A 21332-nucleotide genomic window follows, 5' to 3' on the forward strand; every position below is an offset into this window, starting at 1 on the left:
TAACTCTTAAAATATGAGATCTAAATTACTAAACATTACTTCAAGATTACTAGGAGTCCTCATAGTAATTGCAGTGACAATAGTCAATAGTTCCTGTTCGGATACAGAAACTACTGACTCTACGAAGTTTACCATTTATTATACAGGAATGACTGATATCGGTCCATCTATGACAGGAGTTATCAGTAGCCCGACTTACAAAGGCAGTGCTCCATACGATTTTGCCATTACCAGAATCACTCTTGATGGAGAACCGTTTTCCGATAGCATCTTCGCCATTGATTCGGAAACAGGAAAAATCACTTTAAATAGTACAAGCAATACTCCTGTCGGCCTATACAAACTATCTGTCGCATGTTATTCCAACAATAACAGATATGAATATACCGACATTGTGGAAATCAACATGATGAAACCTGTGCCTGATGGAATCAAAACAGATCCGGAGAAACTGCAGGTAGAATATGCAGATATTATCGACACAGAAAACAGCAATGAACTGCCCACCTCTCAAATTAGAACTGAAGGAAATCATATTTCTATTTCAAACTACACCATTGCTTCTGCAATGTGGAATGGAGTTGCAGTAGAAAGTCCCGAAGACTACTTTGCCGTATCAGATAAAGGTGAAATTTCCATCATCAAAGGAAATCAAAACATTCAGCCTGGTAAGTACATCCTATCATTCAAACTGACAACTGCCGCAACTGGAGAGGATCCTGAAAAAGGAATTTTCGAGAATGCGCTGGAAATCAATGTAACTTCCCGCCCACTTTCATTAATATACACTCCTGATGAAGGAAAAATAGAGGAAGAAGGAGAGCGTAGTCCTGAGACCACTTTCCAAAGTAATATTCCCGCATTAAAAGGTTCTGCGGAAGGGCTTGTATACAGTATCAGTTCAGTTAGTCCGAATACGGATAAAATCACAATTGATCCGACAACGGGCGTATTGTCTGTAGCGGCTCATCATGAATTCAAGGATGGAGAAAAATATCAAATCAGTGTGAAGGCTATCAATGAATTTTCCCCAGAAGGCGTAGTATTCGAGAATGTATTCACACTAAATACAGTTGAATTTATAGAACCGATAGCTAACTTCGGATACGCTGATGTAAACAATGTACAAGCTGTAGAAATCGACATTAACAAAAATGAGAATTTCAAAGGTGATGAAGTGAAATATGAATTTGTAAATCTGCCAACTGACCTTCAAGGTGAATTAGCTCTTGATCTGAATGGAAACATCGCCATTAAGAAGGGAAACAAAATTCCTGTCGGGCAATATACAGTTCAGGTTATGGCTACCAATACCAAAGGTTCAGAGACTGCTACATTTACATTAACAATCACAGCAAATCCGAACTATTTTACTTATTTCCGCTACGGAAATAACCTCGGATTAACTCCTATTGAAAACTATGCCGATCAATTCAGAATTGAGGCAGGCGGTAAACTTAACTCTGTAAAACCGGTTCCAACAGCAACAGATGCCAAAGATGGTTTGTCTTCACTAAAGTGGGAAGTAGAATTGAAACATAATCCCAATAATACAAAAGCGACTATTAATGAATCTACCGGACAGATTACAATAACCGGATTAAAACAAGGACAATGTGGCATGGTAATGGTTACCGCAACAGCCGGAGAAGGAAAAACGGCAGTTTCTGTAAAACAACCTGTATTTTTCCATTTCTCAATGATTTCAGACAGTAATGTACAATTAGAGTATACTCCGTTTGTCTTCCAGGTAAATCCGGCAAGAGGTGGTGAGTCAATAGCTCCAAGTTTAGGAGCAGGTATAGATAAATCTACATTCAGATTAGACTATCGCCGTGACTTCTTCTACTATAATATAGCAGGTCCGGATTCACATATAAGCGGGGCATTGGCACAAAAAGTAGATAACTTCTTATCGGAAATGTGGAATTCTTATGATGCGACAGCCGGTACATCCAGAAAACCGATGTCTTACTTTGAAAACACTACTAATTTAAGCAAAGCGTTAGGTTACATTGACCAGACAGACTTCAAAGTACACATTAACCCAAATCTGTGGCGCAACAAAGACGGCTACGCTAACGGGGCCATGATTGGTCAGATAACCTATGACGTCACCGGAAAAGATCCACAAGCTGCAACAAGCGGGGCACGGGTTTCTCCGATATTTATTTGGTTTGATACTAAGTTCTAATAAATACATGCAAAAATACACGTTATGTACTATACAAATATAATAAAATCAATTAGCGCAAGAGGGTTGTTCACCCTCTTGGCACTGATCATATCGATCAGCTTACATGCCCAGAACGCTACTGTAAAAGGTGTTATTGTAGATGAAACAGATACTCCTCTCATTGGAGCAACTGTTCAGGTTAAGGGAACCGCAACGGGAAGTATAACCGACTTTGATGGAAATTACACAATCAAAGCTAATAAAGGTGCGGTTATTACATTCTCATATATTGGATATAAGACACAGGAAATTAAATTCACAGGTCAATCGCCGCTTAACGTAAAGATGATTCCTGACAATCAGACACTAGATGAAGTGGTTGTAGTAGGTTATGGTACTATGAAACGCAGTGACCTGACAGGTTCCGTAGCTTCTATCGCCGCCAAAGATGTAGAAGGCTTCAAGACAAGTTCTGTAGCAGGCGCATTAGGAGGTCAGATTGCCGGTGTGCAAATCACTTCAACTGACGGTACTCCAGGCGCTGGCTTCAGCATCAATATTCGTGGTGTCGGCACATTGACAGGAGATTCTTCTCCACTTTATATTGTCGATGGTTTTGAAGTAGACGATATCGACTATTTGTCAAACTCTGATATCGAATCTATTGAAGTTTTAAAAGATGCTTCTTCTTCCGCTATCTATGGTGCGCGTGCCGCTAATGGCGTGGTATTAATCACAACCAAATCCGGTAAAACTGGAAGACCGACAATTACCTACAATGGTTCAGCCAGTTATCGTAAAATATCTAAAAAGCTAGACGTTCTTTCCCCATACGAATTTGTTAAGTTACAAGGAGAAGTTAATTCAAAATATTCAGACTCCTACTTCAAGCCGGGAAATGACGATAATGATATTCCCTACCGTTATCAGTCACTTGATGACTATATGGGTGTTAAAGGTGTTAACTGGCAGGATGAAACATTCAATCCTACCTGGTCACAAGACCATAGTTTGTCAATCATGGGAGGTACAGATGATTCTAAATACAACGCATCATTCTCACGCTATATTGAAAACGGTATTTTCAAGAACAGTGGTTTCGATAAAACTACAGGAAAGTTTCGCCTTGACCAAAAGTTAAGTAAAAGTTTGTCTTTCAATATCACCGTCAATTATGCACTGACTAACCGTAAAGGTGTAGGTACATCCGCAGACTCCGGTCGTTTCAATATGTTAGCGCAGATTTTAAGTGCCCGTCCTACTGGAGGATTAAAGCTGACTGATGATGAACTTCTTGATTCAGCTATTGACCCTGAAATGCTCGAATCTGGCGAAAGCTTGGCACAAGTGAATCCAGTGAAACAAACTGAATCAGTAACAAATACCAAACGCGCCGAAATGTGGTCTGGTAATGGTTCGATAAGCTGGCAGATTATTAAAGGATTGACATTTAAAACTGCCGGAACCTATAACACCACTAATAACCGTACAAATATTTTCTACAAAGATGGTTCCAAGGAGGCTTATCGTAACGGTCAGAAGCCTTATGGACGTACACAAATGGGACGCGACGTACGTTGGACGAACTTCAATAATCTGACTTGGAAACAGAAGGTTAAGAAACACAACTACGATGTTATGTTAGGGCATGAAGTTTCTTTCAGAAGCACTGAATATTTACTAGGCGAAGCAATGGATTTCCCATTCGATAACTTAGGAAATGATTACCTTGGTCTGGGTGCAACACCTAGTAAAGTAGAAAGCAGCTATAGCGAAAAAATGTTGCTATCATTCTTTGCACGTGGAAATTATAACTACGATAACCGTTATTTACTGACGGCAACAGTTCGTGCTGATGGCTCTACTGTTTTCTCTAACAAAAATAAATGGGGATTCTTCCCTTCATTTTCTGCCGCATGGCGTGTTTCCGAGGAAGCATTCATGAAAGATGTTGATTGGGTATCTAACTTCAAAGTTCGCTTGGGTTGGGGTATTGTAGGCAATGACCGTATCTCCAACTACCTTTCTATGGATCTTTACGAAGCTAGTAAATATGGCGTAGGCAACAATACGGTAACTGTATTGACTCCTAAACAACTGAAAAACGCTAATTTGAAGTGGGAAGGTTCAAGCACTATCAACTTGGGTGTTGACTTAGGTTTTCTTGATAACAGATTAAATGTTACTGCCGACTTCTTTGTCAAAAACACTAAAGACTTATTATTAGCACAGTCACTTGCCCATGTTACCGGATTTGATTCACAGATGCAAAACATCGGTAAGATTCAGAACAAGGGTATTGAACTAAGCTTAAATTCGACTAATATTCAGACACGTGATTTCAGTTGGCAAACCAACTTCAATATTTCATTTATCAAAAACACATTAAAAGGATTAGCTTCAGGCGTTGAATCGATGTACGCCCGCTCCGGATTCGACAGCAACTTTACTGCTTATGATTATATTGCTACTGTAGGCCAATCACTCGGCTTGATTTATGGATATGAATTCGATGGAGTTTATCAAAGTTCTGACTTCTATACTACGCCAGACAATCAACTGATATTGAAAGAAGGTGTTACAAACAATGCACGATATGGCACTGTGAAACCAGGAGTAGTTAAATATAAAGACCAAGATGGCGACGGCATAATCACGACCAATGACCGCACGGTAATTGGTAACGCTATGCCCAAATGGTTTGGTGGTATTACAAATACATTTGACTATAAAGGTATCGACTTCAGCTTCATGCTTCAGTTCAACTATGGCAATGACATATATAATGCAACTCGTCTATATTCTACACAATCCAGAAACGGACGTAGAAATATGCTGGCTGAAGTAGCTGACCGTTGGAGCCCGACAAATACTTCCAACCTGGTTCCTTCACAGGATGGATATATTGTAAATGATGTATATTCCCGCTTTATAGAAGACGGATCATTCTTACGTCTGAAGAATGTAACTTTAGGATACACTTTGCCGCACAAATGGACTCGTAAATTTCATGTATCCAGACTCCGTTTATATGCAACCGGTCAGAATCTGTTCTGCGTAAGCGGATATAGCGGCTATGACCCGGAAGTAAACAGCGCAAGCAATACCCCGATGACTCCGGGACTGGACTGGGGTGCTTATCCAAAAAGTAGAGTATTTACATTTGGTATCGATCTTCAATTCTAATTCATAAAACATATCACATGAAAAAAATAATATACTATATAGCAATGTCGGTAATGTGTTTGCTTCCTTTTTCTTGTTCACTTGAGGAAGAAACCAGAACTGAAGTAGAAAAGAAAAACTACATGAACAATGCGGAGGAAGCAAAAGACGTATTGCTTGGAGTTTATCGTACAAACACTTTAGATGCCATGTATGGATATTACTTATCCATACTCTTTAACTTGGGAACGGATATTTCACAAGTGGAAGGTAGCGGTAATGAAAATTTCCGTATCATTCCGACAAACTCATTCCCAACCACTCAGTCTGAAGTACAGCAAACATGGGCAGCACTTTATACCGGTATTTACAGAGCAAATGATTTTCTGGAACGTATCTCAAATAAAATAGGATCATATACTACAACTGACAAAAAACTCGCCACCTTATACATTGCGGAAGCGAGAGCTTTAAGAGGTATGTTCTACTTTGAATTAGTACGCCGATTTGGAAATGTTGTCTTAATGACAAGTACTCAGATGTCAAATCAGAATCCGGCTACATATGTACAATCAGCTCCAGAAAAGGTATACGAATACATAGAAGACGACTTGTTGTACGCTTGCGACATTTTACCATATGCGACAGATGACCAATATCGCGAAAGCAACGACTATCGTTTCTCAAAAGGAGCAGCATTAGGCTTATTGACCAAAGTTTATGCTACCTGGGCTGGCTATCCGGTAAAGGATGAATCCAAATGGGAAGCTGCTGCAAAAACCGCACGCATTTTGGTAGAATCCGGCAAACATGGACTGTTGAAAGATTACGAACAACTATGGAAGAATACCTGTAATGGCACTTGGGACCCGACTGAAAGTTTGATTGAAATATCATTTTACTCACCGACAGTATCAGGCAACAGTGATCCGGTAGGACGTATCGGTAAGTGGAACGGAGTTAAAACAACCGCTATTGCAGGTGTACGCGGAAGTTGTGCAGCTAACGTAAAAGTAGTTCATACATTTGTGCTTGACTGGAGAGAAGATGTATCGGATATCCGTCGTGATTTATCTATAGCCAACTACCAATATACTGACACAAAAAAATCTCTTTGGGTAGCCGGTGCCAGTGATACAGATGAAAGTGCAGCAGAGAAAGATGCTGATCCTACTAAAGCTCAGAAAAATAAGCAAAACTATACTCCTGCAAAATGGGATATTCAGAAGTATGTAACAACAAATAGTTTCATCAACAATGATAAATCTAATGTGAACTGGTATTTCTTACGCTATGCAGACGTATTATTGCTTTATGCAGAAGCATTAAACGAATGGAAACATGGTCCCGATGCTGAGGCATATAATGCAATCAATGCCGTACGTCGCCGCGGTTATGGCAATCCAAGTAACACAAGCGCATGCGATCTGCCACAAGGACTCGATGAAACAAGTTTTCGTGAAGCAGTCCGCAAAGAACGCAGTTATGAATTATCATTTGAAGGACACCGTCGTCAAGACCTAATCCGTTGGGGTATTTATTATAAAACAGTGCAAGCGACCGCTAAAGAATTAGGTTATTGGTGGGAAGGTACAGGATCACCAAATTATTCAGTAGCCACTTATACAGAAGAAGGCAAACATGAGCTGTTCCCTATTCCACAACGAGACATGGACTTGTGCATCCAATTTAATCAAAATCCCAAATGGTAACTGAATAAAACTCTCTCCAATATGCTTGTGACACGGCATATTGGAGAATATTAAAATCATTTTCGACAAATTCAAAACTAGAAAAGCAGGTATTGAATGCCTTTTAAACAATCCTATCACATAATTTAAACCCATTCATCTACTTTTGCATCAGTTACAAAACTTCTAAAAACAATCACTTAAAATGAATAACATGAAAAAGAAACTTGTTCTCTTTGCTTCGGTTGCCATTGCACTTGCATCGTGCCAGACAACTCCAAAGGAAGACTACAGTTGGATTAAGAAAGGGCTGGATGTAGCTTCTGCCCAGTTACAACTCACAGCAGAAGAAATTGACGGAACCGGTCAGCTTCCACGTTCAATCCGCACCGGATATGACATGGATTTCCTCTGCCGCCAATTAGAAAGAGATCCTTCTACTTTTCAGGACTCACTTCGTCCGCAACCTACTGCCGAACAAATGGGCAAACGCCGTTTATGTGTAGTATACGACTGGACAAGCGGTTTCTTCCCCGGATCACTGTGGTACGCATACGAACTGACCGGAAATGATACACTGAAAGCGGATGCCATTCAATATACAAACCTGCTGAATCCGGTACGCTATTATAAAGGTACACATGATTTGGGATTTATGATCAACTGCAGCTACGGAAACGCTGAGCGTCTGGCTCCTAACGATACCATCAAAGCTGTCATGAAAGAAACTGCCGATAACCTGAGCGGACGTTTCAACGATTCAATCGGAGCCATCCGTTCATGGGACTTTGGCAGCTGGAACTTCCCGGTAATCATCGATAACATGATGAATCTGGACCTTCTGTTCACTGTAAGCAAATGGACAGGCGACAACAAATACAAGGATGTCGCTATCAAGCATGCTATCACTACGATGAAAAATCATTTCCGTCCTGACTATACTTGCTGGCATGTAGTAAGCTATAACAACGACGGCACAGTAGAACGCAAACAGACTCACCAGGGTAAAAACGACGATTCTTCATGGTCGCGCGGACAGGCTTGGGCTGTATACGGATACACTTCCTGCTACCGCGAAACAAATGACACTACCTTCCTGAACTTTGCCGTAAACATAGCCGACATGATCATGGAGCGCGTGAAAACAGACGATGCAATTCCTTACTGGGACTACGATGCTCCTGTCACCGAAGAGACTCCACGCGATGCTTCGGCTGCTGCTGTAACAGCCGCAGGATTCATTGAACTTAGCACAATGGTACCCGACGGAAAGAAATATCTGGATTATGCAGAAAAAATTCTGAAAAGCCTTTCAAGCGACGCATACCTTGCCAAAGTCGGCGAAAACCAGGGATTCATCCTAATGCACTCTGTCGGATCATTGCCTAACGGTTCTGAAATCGATACTCCGCTGAATTATGCTGACTACTACTATCTGGAAGCATTGAAGAGATTCATGGACTTGAAGAAGTTGAGAGTGGAGAATGGAGAGGTGAGAGTTATTAAGTAACATAGCTGAGAAAATTCAAATCTAAATTGTAAATTGCAGAATAATAAATGATATCATGAATAAAACCCTGAAATATATCGTCCTGCTGACATTTGCTTGTTTCGTAGGCAAAGGCTATGCCCAAGAGTTGAAAAGCGAGGTATTCTCGCTTCTCAACCTGGACTACCCCGGATTGGAAAAAGTAAAAGCCTTACATCAGGAAGGCAAAGATGAGGATGCCGCAAAAGCATTGCTCGACTACTACCGTGCACGTACGAATGTGAAGACTCCGGATATTAATCTGAAAAAGATCACTATCGGCAAAGAAGAACAGCAATGGGCGGACGACGGATTGAAACATACATTCTTTGTTCACAAAGGTTACCAGCCTTCTTACAACTACGGAGAAGATATCAACTGGCAATACTGGCCGGTGAAAGACAATGAACTCCGCTGGCAGTTGCACCGTCATAAATGGTTTACTCCGATGGGTAAGGCATACCGTGTATCGGGTGACGAGAAATATGCCAAAGAATGGGCATACCAATACATCGACTGGATCAAAAAGAATCCGTTGGTGAAGATGGACAAGAAAGAATACGAACTGGTAAGTGACGGTAAGATTAAAGGCGAAGTGGAAAATGTACGTTTCGCATGGCGTCCGCTGGAAGTAAGTAATCGTCTGCAGGATCAGACTACCCAGTTCCAGTTGTTCCTCCCCTCTCCTTCTTTCACTCCGGATTTCCTGACTGAATTTCTGGTGAACTATCATAAACATGCCGTACATATTCTGGCTAATTACTCTGATCAGGGTAATCACTTGTTGTTCGAAGCTCAGCGTATGATTTATGCAGGTGCATTCTTCCCGGAATTTAAAGAAGCTCCGGCCTGGAGAAAAAGTGGTATCGACATTCTGAACCGTGAAATAAACGTACAGGTTTACAACGATGGCGGTCAGTTTGAACTTGACCCGCATTACCACCTTGCTGCTATCAATATCTTCTGCAAGGCACTGGGTATTGCAGATGTTAACGGATTCCGTAATGAATTTCCACAGGAATATCTGGATACCATCGAAAAGATGATCATGTTCTATGCTAATATTTCTTTCCCGGATTACACAAATCCATGTTTCAGTGATGCTAAAATCACAGAAAAAAAAGAAATGCTGAAGAACTATCGTGAATGGAGCAAACTGTTCCCCAAAAACGAAACTATCAAGTATTTGGCAACAGACGGCAAAGAGGGTGCATTACCTGATTATATGTCGAAAGGTTTCCTGAAGTCAGGTTTCTTTGTATTCCGCAATTCCTGGGGAATGGATGCTACACAAATGGTAGTAAAAGCCGGTCCGAAAGGTTTCTGGCATTGTCAGCCGGATAACGGTACTTTCGAAATGTGGTTTAACGGCAAGAACCTGTTCCCCGACTCCGGTTCGTATGTATATGCAGGTGAAGGCGAAGTGATGGAACAACGCAACTGGCACCGTCAGACTTCCGTACACAACACCGTGACTCTGGACAATAAAAATCTGGAAACAACCGAATCTGTTACTAAACTGTGGCAGCCGGAAGGCAATATCCAGACATTGGTTACAGAAAACCCAAGCTACAAGAACTTCAAGCACCGCCGTTCGGTCTTCTTCGTAGACAATACCTACTTTGTCATTGTAGATGAAGTATCAGGCAGCGCCAAAGGTTCTGTCAACCTGCACTATCAGATGCCGAAAGGTGAGATAGCCAACAGCCGCGAAGACATGACATTCCTGACTCAATTCGAGGATGGAAGCAACATGAAACTTCAATGCTTCGGCCCTGAAGGCATGAGCATGAAAAAAGAGCCGGGATGGTGTTCTACTGCATATCGCAAGCGCTACAAACGTATGAATGTTTCATTCAACGTAAAGAAAGACAATGAGAATGCGGTACGTTACATCACAGTTATTTACCCAGTCAAGAAGAGCGCAGATGCCCCTAAATTTGACGCTAAGTTCAAGAACAAAACGTTCGATGAAAACGGACTGGAAATAGAAGTGAAAGTAAACGGCAAGAAACAGTCATTAAAATATAAATTATAATCCAGTGACCAGCGAGGCACTGAGACCAGATTTCCATGCGGATATATGCCCGCTACGGAAAAGGCCTCGGCTCCTCACTGGTCATTTTTTATCATCAGATGTTATTTCTATCATGAAAAGCAATCCCTCTACCTTACTGCTTCCATTGGCTGCACTAAGCCTCGCTTCCTGTGCCAACCAGAAAAAAGAAGAAACCAAACGTCCGAACATCATCTTCATGATGACCGACGACCATACCACCCAAGCTATGTCCTGCTATGGTGGCAACCTCATCCAGACTCCCAATATGGATCGTATAGCCAATGAGGGTATCCGTTTTGACAATTGTTATGCAGTCAATGCCCTTTCCGGTCCTTCACGTGCCTGCATCCTCACCGGAAAATTCAGCCATGAGAACGGCTTTACCGATAATGCAAGCACCTTCAACGGTGATCAGCAGACATTCCCGAAACTACTTCAACAAGCCGGTTATCAGACTGCCATGATCGGTAAATGGCATCTTATCAGCGAACCGCAGGGATTTGACCACTGGAGCATACTCAGCGGCCAGCATGAGCAGGGCGACTACTACGACCCTGACTTCTGGGAAGACGGAAAGCACATCGTAGAAAAAGGATATGCAACGGATATTATCACCGACAAGGCAATCGATTTCCTCGAAAACCGCGACAAAAACAAACCTTTCTGCATGATGTATCATCAGAAAGCTCCCCACCGTAACTGGATGCCCGCCCCCCGCCATCTGGGTATATTCAACAATACTATTTTCCCCGAACCCGCAAACCTGTTCGATGACTACGAAGGACGCGGGAAAGCGGCACGGGAACAAGATATGTCGATCGAGCATACGCTGACGAATGACTGGGACTTAAAACTGCTCACTCGCGAAGAAATGCTGAAAGATACGACAAACCGCCTGTATAGCGTTTATAAGCGCATGCCTGTAGAAGTACAGGACAAATGGGATTCCGCCTATGCACAGCGCATTGCCGAATACCGCAAAGGCGACCTGAAAGGCAAGGCATTAATCAGCTGGAAATACCAGCAATATATGCGCGATTATCTGGCTACCGTTCTGGCTGTAGACGAGAATATCGGTCGTCTGCTGAATTATCTCGAAAAGATCGGCGAACTGGACAATACCATTATTGTCTATACTTCCGACCAAGGATTCTTTCTGGGTGAACACGGCTGGTTTGACAAACGATTCATGTACGAAGAATGTCAGCGTATGCCGCTTATCATCCGTTATCCGAAGGCCATTAAAGCCGGAAGCACCAGCAACGCCATTAGCATGAACGTAGACTTCGCCCCCACTTTCCTTGACTTTGCCGGTGTAGAAGTGCCATCTGATATTCAGGGAGCATCACTGAAACCAGTATTGGAAAACGAAGGCAAGACTCCTGCCGACTGGCGTAAAGCAGCCTACTATCATTATTATGAATATCCGGCAGAACACTCCGTAAAACGTCATTACGGCATTCGCACGCAGGACTTCAAACTGATTCATTTCTACAACGACATTGACGAATGGGAAATGTATGACATGAAAGCCGATCCGAGAGAAATGAACAATATCTTCGGAAAAGCGGAATATGCTAAGAAACAAAAAGAGTTGATGCAACTACTTGAAGAAACTCAGAAACAATATAAAGACAATGATCCCGATGAAAAAGAGACAGTGCTTTTCAAAGGAGACAGAAGACTGATGGAAAATCGATAAATAACCCAAAACAATAATATCATGGACAGAAGAAATTTTATAAAGAATACTGGCTGGTCTTTTTTAGGACTAGCAGCATCCGGCAGCCTGCTCGGCTCTTGTGCGGCAGGAAGTAAAGAAGCCAAAAAGAAAATGCCATCGGCAAGTGACCTCAAAATGTACTGGGGAGACCTGCACAACCATTGTAACATCACATACGGACACGGCGATATGCGCGATGCTTTTGAAGCAGCGAAAGGACAGTTGGATTTTGTAAGTGTAACACCCCACGCCATGTGGCCGGATATCCCCGGAGCAGACGATCCACGCCTGAAATGGGTAATCGACTACCATACCGGTGCTTTCAAACGTTTGCGCGAAGGCGGATATGAGAAGTACGTAGCCATGACAAACGAATATAATAAAGAAGGAGAATTCCTCACTTTCGTTGGATATGAAGCACACAGCATGGAACATGGCGACCATGTTGCCTTGAACTACGATCTCGATGCACCGCTTGTAGAATGCACTTCCATCGAAGACTGGAAACAAAAGGCCAAAGGACACAAAGTATTCATCACTCCGCACCATATGGGCTATCAGGGTGGTTATCGCGGCTATAACTGGAAATGCTTTACCGAAGGAGACCAGACCCCGTTCGTAGAAATGTATTCTCGTCACGGTCTGGCTGAAAGCGATCAGGGCGACTATCCATACTTGCACGATATGGGCCCCCGCCAATGGGAAGGAACCATTCAATATGGTCTGGAACTGGGTAATAAATTCGGTATTATGGCTTCTACCGACCAACATTCGGGTTATCCGGGCAGTTATGGTGACGGCCGTATCGGTGTACTGGCTCCGTCATTAACCCGCGACGCTATATGGGAAGCACTTCGGACCCGCCACGTATGCGCCGCAACCGGCGATAAGATTTTGATTGACTTCCGCCTCAACGATGCTTTCATGGGTGACGTAGTGCGTGGCAACAGCCGCCGCATTTATCTGAATGTTACCGGAGAAAGTTGCATCGACTATGTGGATATCGTCAAGAACGGTCAGATTCTGGCCCGCATGAATGGTCCGTTGACTCCGGTTGCCCCCGAAGGTGATACTGTCCGCTGCAAAGTGAAAGTAGATTTCGGATGGAACCGTGAAGAGCAGTATGTACACTGGCAAGGTAAATTGTCTGTAGACAAAGGACGCATTCTGAGCGTCACTCCATGTTTCCGCGGTGCAGCCTTCACTTCTCCGCAAGAAGGGGAAACAGAATTCCATACTCACGTAAACCGCATTGTATCCGCAGACGAAAAAGAAACCGAACTGGATATGTACAGCAGCAAGAATCCGAATACGACTACCGCTGCCATGCAAGCTGTCATCCTCGAAGTAGAGATGCCGAAAGACGGAAAAGTGATTGCTGATTTCAACGGCAAGAAGTTTGAACACACATTGGGCGAATTGCTCGAAGGCTCACGTTCGCACTTCATGATCGGCTGGCTGAGCGAAGCGATTCTCTTCAATCGTGCTATGCCCGAAAGCTGTTTCACTGTGGAACACTATATGGAAGATAAAGAGCCTCAGCGTGATACAGATTACTACTACGTGCGTGTTCGCCAGCGTGACGGGCAATGGGCATGGAGTTCACCTATCTGGGCAGAAAGAGTATAAACTGGTATATGAAAGAAAACAGTTGCTTTGCTTGTGCCAAGCCGTTGGCACAGTTGTGTCAAGCTGTTGGCACTGCTATGCCAAGCCTTTGGCACAAGCGTGCCAATACGGTGGCACAAGCATGGCACAGTATAAACGAATTTAAAACATACCTAGTTATATGGAAAAAGAATACGCTATAGGAATTGATCTTGGCGGGACTTCTGTGAAATACGCTCTTATTGATAATAATGGCGTATTTCACTTTCAAGGGAAGCTACCGTCGAATGCCGACGTATCAGCCGAAGCTGTCATCGGGCAATTAGTCAAGGCAGTCAATGAAGTGAAAACCTTTGCCGAAGCAAAGGAATATACGATAGCCGGTATCGGGATAGGGACACCGGGAATTGTCGATTGTACGAATCGTATCGTATTGGGAGGTGCGGAGAATATTCAAGGCTGGGAAAATCTGAAACTGGCAGACCGGATGGAAAAAGAGACCGGACTTCCTACCCAACTGGGAAATGACGCTAATCTGATGGGACTCGGCGAAACGATGTACGGAGCCGGAAACGGAGCCACTCATGTGGTCTTTCTGACTGTAGGAACCGGTATCGGTGGCGCAGTCATAATTGACGGCAAACTGTTTAACGGATACGCCAATAGAGGTACTGAATTGGGACATGTCCCCTTGATAGCTAATGGTGAACCTTGCGCCTGCGGTTCAATAGGATGCCTTGAACATTATGCTTCCACTGCCGCACTGGTCCGTCGTTTCAGCAAACGGATAGCCGAAGCCGGCATCTCTTATCCGAATGAAGAAATAAACGGAGAATTGATCGTCCGTCTCTATAAACAAGGAGATAAGATTGCGGCTGAGTCGCTGAACGAACATTGTGATTTCCTCGGTCACGGCATTGCCGGATTTATTAATATCTTCAGCCCTCAAAGAGTCGTTATCGGCGGAGGACTGTCCGAAGCCGGAGACTTTTATATTCAGAAAGTAAGTGAGAAAGCCCTTCGCTATGCCATCCCCGACTGTGCCGTGAACACGGAAATCATGGCAGCCTCTTTAGGCAACAAAGCCGGAAGTATCGGTGCCGCCTCCCTCTTTTTAAATAGAAAACCGAATTAAATGAAGAGCAGAAAACCTTCTCAACTTATTTAAGATTATGAAGAAAAATCTAGGAATGCTGGCGCTAATTATGGCGTTCTGGTTCACTATCTCGTTTATTACCAATATTCTGGGACCGCTTATTCCGGACATTATCCACAATTTCAATCTGAGCGATCTTGCGATGGCGGGGTTTATCCCGACTTCCTTCTTTCTGGCTTACGCCATTATGTCCATCCCTGCCGGACTACTGATCGACCGTTTCGGTGAAAAGCCTGTCTTGTTCTGTGGATTCCTGATGCCGTTTATCGGAACCATCCTGTTCGCCTGTATGCATACTTATCCGATGTTGCTAGCTTCATCTTTCATCATCGGTCTGGGAATGGCAATGCTGCAAACCGTGCTGAATCCGCTCCAACGTACTGTAGGAGGAGAAGAAAACTATGCTTTCATCGCTGAACTGGCACAATTTATGTTCGGTATCGCCTCCTTCCTAAGCCCGCTGGCATATACTTATCTGATTCGGGAACTTGATCCTGCCACTTATACAGCAGGAAAAAGCCTTATCCTTGACTTGCTGGCGGATATGACGCCACAAGATATGCCTTGGGTATCTCTCTACTGGGTATTTACCTTATTGTTGCTGGTGATGCTGATTGCCGTCGGTGTTTCGCATTTCCCGAAGATTGAACTGAAAGAAGATGAGAAAAGCGGATCGAAAGATTCCTACCTCGCCCTGTTCAAGCAGAAATATGTATGGTTGTTCTTTCTGGGAATCTTCTGCTATGTCAGTACGGAACAAGGAACCTCTATCTTCATGAGTACCTTCCTCGAACAATATCACGGTGTAAACCCGCAGGCGGAAGGTGCGCAGGCAGTCAGCTACTTCTGGGGACTGATGACGGCAGGCTGTCTGGTCGGAATGATTCTTCTGAAACTGATTGACAGCAAACGCCTGCTACAGGTTTCGGGGGTATTGACGATAGTGCTGTTACTAGCCGCTTTATTCGGAAGCAAGGATGTTTCGCTAATCGCCTTTCCTGCTATCGGATTCAGTATTTCCATGATGTACTCTATCGTCTTCTCATTGGCGCTGAACTCGGCTTCACAGCATCACGGCTCATTTGCCGGAATTTTATGTTCGGCTATCGTGGGTGGAGCAGGCGGGCCGATGATTGTGAGTACATTGGCAGATGCTACGTCCTTGCGTACAGGTATGCTGTCTATCCTGCTCTTTGTGGGATATATCACCTTCATCGGTTTCTGGGCACGTCCGCTGATCAACAACAAGACAATCAGTCTGAAAGAACTCTTAAAAAAATAAGATGATGAAACAACGATATTATATTTTCCTGTTATTTGTAGCTATGCTTTCCTATAGTGGATATGCGCAGAAAAGCATCCTGCGTCTGAGTCAGCAGACGCTGATGCATGAAGTCCGCGAAACACCTTCTCCACTAGACGGTCAGCACATAGCAGTCAATCCGCCGCGTTTCATGTGGCCGGATAAGTTCCCCCACCTCGGACCTGTGCTTGACGGAGTGGAAGAAGAAGATCACAAACCGGAAGTGACATACCGCATCCGTATCGCACGTGATCCTGAGTTTAAATCGGAAGTAATGACCGCCGAAAGAAACTGGGCTTTCTTCAATCCTTTCAAACTCTTTGAAAAAGGGAAATGGTATTGGCAGCACGCCTACCTTGATAAGGACGGCAAAGAAGAATGGTCGCCCGTCTATCATTTCTATGTGGACGAGCAGACACGTACGTTCAATCCTCCCTCCTTGCAAGAAGTGCTGGCGAAGTTCTCTCAAAGCCATCCCCGTATCCTGCTCGATGCCAAAGACTGGGATCAGATCATCGAGCGGAACAAGAATAATCCGGAAGCGCAGCTCTATATTCAGAAAGCAAGGAAATGCCTCAATCATCCATTGAAACATCTGGAGGAGGAAATCGATACCACCCAAGTAGTCAAATTGACAAACATCGTACAATATCGCTCGGCATTGATTCGGGAAAGCCGCAAGATAGTAGACCGCGAAGAAGCGAACATAGAAGCTATGGTACGCGCTTATCTGCTGACGAAAGACGAAGTGTACTACAAAGAAGGTATCAAACGTCTTTCCGAAATTCTTTCGTGGAAAGACAGTAAGTACTTCGCAGGAGATTTCAACCGCTCCACGATTCTGTCCATGAGTACTTCCGCTTATGATGCATGGTACAATCTGTTAACGCCTGCCGAAAAACAGTTGCTTCTCGAAACGATCAGCGAAAACGCCCATAAGTTTTATCATGAATATGTGAATCATCTGGAAAACCGTATTGCCGACAATCATGTATGGCAGATGACTTTCCGTATTCTGAATATGGCAGCTTTTGCTACATACGGTGAATTGCCGATGGCTTCCACTTGGGTAGATTATTGCTATAACGAATGGGTATCCCGTCTGCCGGGACTCAACACCGACGGAGGATGGCACAACGGTGACTCTTATTTCCATGTCAACCTTCGTACATTGATCGAAGTTCCCGCTTTCTATTCACGTATCAGCGGTTTCGATTTCTTTGCCGATCCCTGGTATAACAACAATGTGCTCTATGTAATCTATCATCAGCCTCCGTTCTCCAAATCTGCGGGACACGGTAACTCCCATGAAACGAAAATGAAACCGAACGGGACACGGGTCGGCTATGCGGATGCTTTAGCACGTGAATGCAATAATCCGTGGGCAGCCGCCTACGCACGTACCATTCTAGAGAAAGAACCGGATATCATGAAAAAGTCTTTTCTTGGAAAAGCAGGTGATCTGACCTGGTATCGCTGCATTACTGACAAGGCACTCCCGAAAGAAGAACACTCATTGGCAGAGTTGCCGATGACGAAAGTATTTAATGAAACGGGAATTGCTACGATGCATACTTCGTTGGGGGATATAGAAAAGAACGCAATGTTGTCATTCCGTTCCAGTCCATACGGTTCAACTTCGCACGCATTGGCCAATCAGAATGCATTTAATACCTTCTATGGCGGCAAGGCGATCTTCTATAGCAGCGGACATCGTACCGGTTTTACCGATGACCATTGTATGTATTCCTATCGAAACACCCGTGCACACAACAGTATTCTGGTCAATGGAATGACTCAGACTATCGGGACGGAAGGTTACGGATGGATTCCCCGTTGGTATGAAGGAGAAAAGATTTCGTATATGGTGGGAGACGCTTCCAATGCTTACGGAAAGATCACAGCTCCTATCTGGTTGAAACGTGGTGAACTTTCCGGCACGCAGTACACTCCCGAAAAGGGATGGGATGAGAACAAACTGAAGATGTTCCGTCGGCACATCATTCAATTAGGCAATACGGGAGTGTATGTGATTTATGATGAACTGGAAGGAAAAGAAGCGGTCACATGGAGCTATCTGCTGCATACGGTAGAACTTCCGATGGAAATGCAGGAACTTCCTGATGAAGTGAAAGTTACGGGAAAGAATAAGGATGAAGGCATCTCTGTTGCTCATCTTTTCAGTTCGGCAAAGACGGAACAGGCCATCGTAGATACCTTCTTCTGCGCTCCAACCAACTGGAAGAATGTAACCAATGCCCAGGGAAAAGCTGTGAAGTATCCCAATCACTGGCATTTTTCGTCTACTACCATTCCATGTAAAACTGCCCGTTTCCTCACCGTTATGGATACACATGGAAATAACCGTGCGGATATGAAAGTGGTTCGCCAAGGCAATACGGTACAAGTAGGCGACTGGATTATTACCTGCAATCTGACGGAGAAAGGGAAAGCGGCAATCAGCGTCACCCATCAAGCGGAAAAGGTTTCTTTGAAATACGATGCCGGCAAGAAGGAAGGTGCGACTATCATCACAGATCAAGTACAAGGGAAACAGGTCAATAAGGTTCTGACTGACTATTTACCGGATTTTGAGATATAATTTCTCCATTCTGGCACACAATATGGAGCTATTCAATGGTTATTATAAACTTACGAATAGCTCCTTTCTTTTATTGTCTTTTATTGAAGGTGACAATGCTTATTATGCCACATTTCAAGCATTAATAATGTCCATGACAGGTATTAATATCTGACTTTTCAGGTATTAACAGTTGACATCTCAGATATTAACATCTGACAACTCAACCATTAATACCTGAGATGTGGGATATAAAAAGACAGTAGATCACTGTACCTTTATCATAATGAGCATTGAGTTTACTACTAAAAAATTGTATCTTTGCCTATGTTGGTACTCTACGCAAACATTGAAACCTGCATAAATGTTATATCAACAGATAAAATTTAAATAGAATAAAAGATGAAATACATTGGAGCACATGTAAGCGCATCCGGCGGCGTAGAATTCGCCCCTGTCAATGCGCATGAGATTGGAGCAAATGCCTTTGCCCTGTTTACTAAAAATCAACGTCAATGGGTGAGTAAACCATTGACAGAAGAAAACATCCGTCTTTTCAAAGAAAATTGCACTAAGTACAATTTCCAAACAGACTATATTTTACCGCATGACAGTTACCTTATTAATTTGGGACACCCCGAAGAAGAAGGATTGGAGAAAAGTCGAGCTGCCTTTTTAGATGAGATGCAACGCTGCGAACAATTAGGACTGAAACTTCTCAATTTCCATCCCGGCAGCCATCTGAATAAAATCTCCGTAGAGGATTGTCTCGCACTCATTGCAGAAAGTATCAACCTGACTTTGGAGAAGACTAAAGGAGTAACGGCCGTTATTGAAAATACTGCGGGACAAGGCAGTAATTTAGGAAGTGAATTCTGGCAATTAAGATATATCATCGACCGGGTGAATGATAAAAGCCGTGTAGGTATTTGCCTGGATACTTGCCATACATATACAGCGGGATATGACATAGTGAATGATTACGATAAAGTCTTTGACGAATTTGAAAAAGAAGTAGGTTTCGAGTATCTGCGTGGTATGCACCTGAATGATTCTAAAAAAGAATTAGGCAGTCATGTTGACCGTCACGATAACATAGGCCAGGGACTGACCGGGAGTGCATTCTTTGAAAGATTAATGAAAGATTCAAGATTCGATAATATGCCACTTATTCTTGAAACACCCGATGAAAGCAAGTGGGCAGAAGAAATTGCATGGTTGAGAAGCGTTGAATAAACGCTTCACTTCTTTTTTAATAAATATTCGCCATACTGACTAACGGCTCATAGAGTTTCTCGATATCCTGCGAGTCCATTTCTATCTGCACCTGATCCCCCGGCATCAGTTTCTGCCCTTTGGGAGGCCAGTTTTTCCGGTCACGATGAACATTAATAATAATGCAACGTTCCGGCAGGCGAAGTTCATCCACGATTTTACCATCCAGGTAAGAACCGCTCATGACCTCTACCGATAAAGTGTAGCGGGCCTCTTCTTTAAACGCAGGAGAATTAATCATATCATCATATAAAATCACATTGAAAGGTTTTATCTGAAGCATTTCCGTGAAATAGTAAGTCAGTCCTCCCACTACAATAGAAGGATAAAAGACTTCCAGATGTCCCGTAATCTCAGTAATCAGCACAATAGCGGTGAGAGGTGTACGTATGACCGCAACCAGAAAAGCAGACATACAGATCAACATGATATAACTGATATTTTCATAAGCAATCACTCCTTGCTGAACCAGAATCAATGCAACTATTTGCCCTAAAAGCCCTCCTGTCACTAATGTAGGAATGAAACTTCCTCCCGGCAGTCCTGACGAAAAAGAAAAGGTACTGAATACAAAATGCAACAACATCATACCGACAATCCAAAGAATATGGGTATCGGGATGCATGGCCTGTGCCAACAGAAACTGTTCCCCACCTCCTGTCAGATTGACTTCTGCCATAGAGATGAGATAAGCAATAAAGAGCAGATATAGCATTTTTACGTATTCCGGATGCTTGATGGCCGGATAGATATGTTTGACCTGAAGCGTAGTGACAGAAAAGAACTTTCCGAAAACAGAAACCACAGCCGCCAAAAGAAGAAACAACTTTACCTGTGACCAGAAAGTCATTCCCGGTACAATCGCATCAATCTGAAAATACGGATTGATAGGAAAAAGCCAACTGGCGACTCCTCCGGCAACGACTCCTGCCAGCAAGGTAGTAATCGCCGTCTTTGGCGCATCAAACCGTTCAATAGATTCTATAACCAGCAATGAGGAAGCCAACGGAGCAGCAAAAGCAGCCGCCAACCCGGCACCGGCACCCGCCGCCAACAATTGTTTCCGC

At 43.4% G+C, this 21332-nt stretch carries 12 protein-coding genes; 11 read left to right on the plus strand and 1 reads right to left on the minus strand.

Translation table 11 applies throughout. The features are described from left to right. Positions 1-13 precede the first annotated feature (13 nt). The 11 genes from DW640_RS20930 (at position 14) to nfo (ending at position 20226) form a co-directional block, all read left to right on the plus strand. Entirely contained in the window at positions 14-2194 is a 2181-nt protein-coding gene (locus DW640_RS20930) for a surface glycan-binding family protein (protein ID WP_055229008.1), read from the plus strand. A 24-nt stretch (positions 2195-2218) separates the two neighbouring features. Beyond that, a complete protein-coding gene (locus DW640_RS20935; RefSeq protein ID WP_055229009.1) occupies positions 2219-5362 on the plus strand; it encodes a TonB-dependent receptor in 3144 nt (1047 codons plus the stop codon). A gap of 17 nt (positions 5363-5379) precedes the next feature. After that, a complete protein-coding gene (locus tag DW640_RS20940; RefSeq protein WP_008766873.1) occupies positions 5380-7053 on the plus strand; it encodes a RagB/SusD family nutrient uptake outer membrane protein in 1674 nt (557 codons plus the stop codon). A 184-nt stretch (positions 7054-7237) separates the two neighbouring features. Next, positions 7238-8542: a DUF4995 domain-containing protein gene (locus DW640_RS20945; RefSeq protein ID WP_117578911.1), complete on the plus strand. Its 1305-nt coding sequence runs from the start codon at positions 7238-7240 to the stop codon at positions 8540-8542. A gap of 55 nt (positions 8543-8597) precedes the next feature. After that, positions 8598-10598 (plus strand): heparin-sulfate lyase HepC, encoded by a 2001-nt coding sequence (gene hepC / locus DW640_RS20950; protein WP_016268196.1) that lies wholly within the window; start codon positions 8598-8600, stop codon positions 10596-10598. 112 nt (positions 10599-10710) lie between these two features. Beyond that, positions 10711-12321: a sulfatase gene (locus DW640_RS20955; protein WP_008760372.1), complete on the plus strand. Its 1611-nt coding sequence runs from the start codon at positions 10711-10713 to the stop codon at positions 12319-12321. Between the two features lie 21 nt (positions 12322-12342). Continuing rightward, entirely contained in the window at positions 12343-13971 is a 1629-nt protein-coding gene (locus tag DW640_RS20960) for a hypothetical protein (protein ID WP_016268198.1), read from the plus strand. A 160-nt stretch (positions 13972-14131) separates the two neighbouring features. Then, entirely contained in the window at positions 14132-15085 is a 954-nt protein-coding gene (locus tag DW640_RS20965; RefSeq protein WP_008766878.1) for an ROK family protein, read from the plus strand. A 37-nt stretch (positions 15086-15122) separates the two neighbouring features. Beyond that, complete coding sequence (locus DW640_RS20970; RefSeq protein WP_048697242.1) at positions 15123-16388, plus strand: sugar MFS transporter; 1266 nt, start codon at positions 15123-15125, stop codon at positions 16386-16388. Between the two features lies 1 nt (position 16389). After that, positions 16390-19011: a DUF4962 domain-containing protein gene (locus DW640_RS20975; protein WP_161800195.1), complete on the plus strand. Its 2622-nt coding sequence runs from the start codon at positions 16390-16392 to the stop codon at positions 19009-19011. Positions 19012-19392: 381 nt separating this feature from the next. Next, entirely contained in the window at positions 19393-20226 is an 834-nt protein-coding gene (gene nfo, locus DW640_RS20980) for a deoxyribonuclease IV (protein WP_055229011.1), read from the plus strand. 16 nt (positions 20227-20242) lie between these two features. Here the strand turns inward: nfo and DW640_RS20985 are convergent. After that, positions 20243-21332: chloride channel protein (locus tag DW640_RS20985; protein WP_117578912.1), on the minus strand; the 1090-nt coding region annotated here is incomplete at its 5' end.

The organism is Bacteroides sp. AM23-12, from assembly GCF_003434395.1.
GTDB lineage: Bacteria > Bacteroidota > Bacteroidia > Bacteroidales > Bacteroidaceae > Bacteroides > Bacteroides thetaiotaomicron.

Coding starts and splice junctions, on each gene's coding strand:
- DW640_RS20930 (WP_055229008.1), top strand. CDS start 14: ATGAGATCTAAATTACTAAACATTACTTCAAGATTACTAGGAGTCCTC.
- DW640_RS20935 (WP_055229009.1), top strand. CDS start 2,219: ATGTACTATACAAATATAATAAAATCAATTAGCGCAAGAGGGTTGTTC.
- DW640_RS20940 (WP_008766873.1), top strand. CDS start 5,380: ATGAAAAAAATAATATACTATATAGCAATGTCGGTAATGTGTTTGCTT.
- DW640_RS20945 (WP_117578911.1), top strand. CDS start 7,238: ATGAATAACATGAAAAAGAAACTTGTTCTCTTTGCTTCGGTTGCCATT.
- hepC (WP_016268196.1), top strand. CDS start 8,598: ATGAATAAAACCCTGAAATATATCGTCCTGCTGACATTTGCTTGTTTC.
- DW640_RS20955 (WP_008760372.1), top strand. CDS start 10,711: ATGAAAAGCAATCCCTCTACCTTACTGCTTCCATTGGCTGCACTAAGC.
- DW640_RS20960 (WP_016268198.1), top strand. CDS start 12,343: ATGGACAGAAGAAATTTTATAAAGAATACTGGCTGGTCTTTTTTAGGA.
- DW640_RS20965 (WP_008766878.1), top strand. CDS start 14,132: ATGGAAAAAGAATACGCTATAGGAATTGATCTTGGCGGGACTTCTGTG.
- DW640_RS20970 (WP_048697242.1), top strand. CDS start 15,123: ATGAAGAAAAATCTAGGAATGCTGGCGCTAATTATGGCGTTCTGGTTC.
- DW640_RS20975 (WP_161800195.1), top strand. CDS start 16,390: ATGATGAAACAACGATATTATATTTTCCTGTTATTTGTAGCTATGCTT.
- nfo (WP_055229011.1), top strand. CDS start 19,393: ATGAAATACATTGGAGCACATGTAAGCGCATCCGGCGGCGTAGAATTC.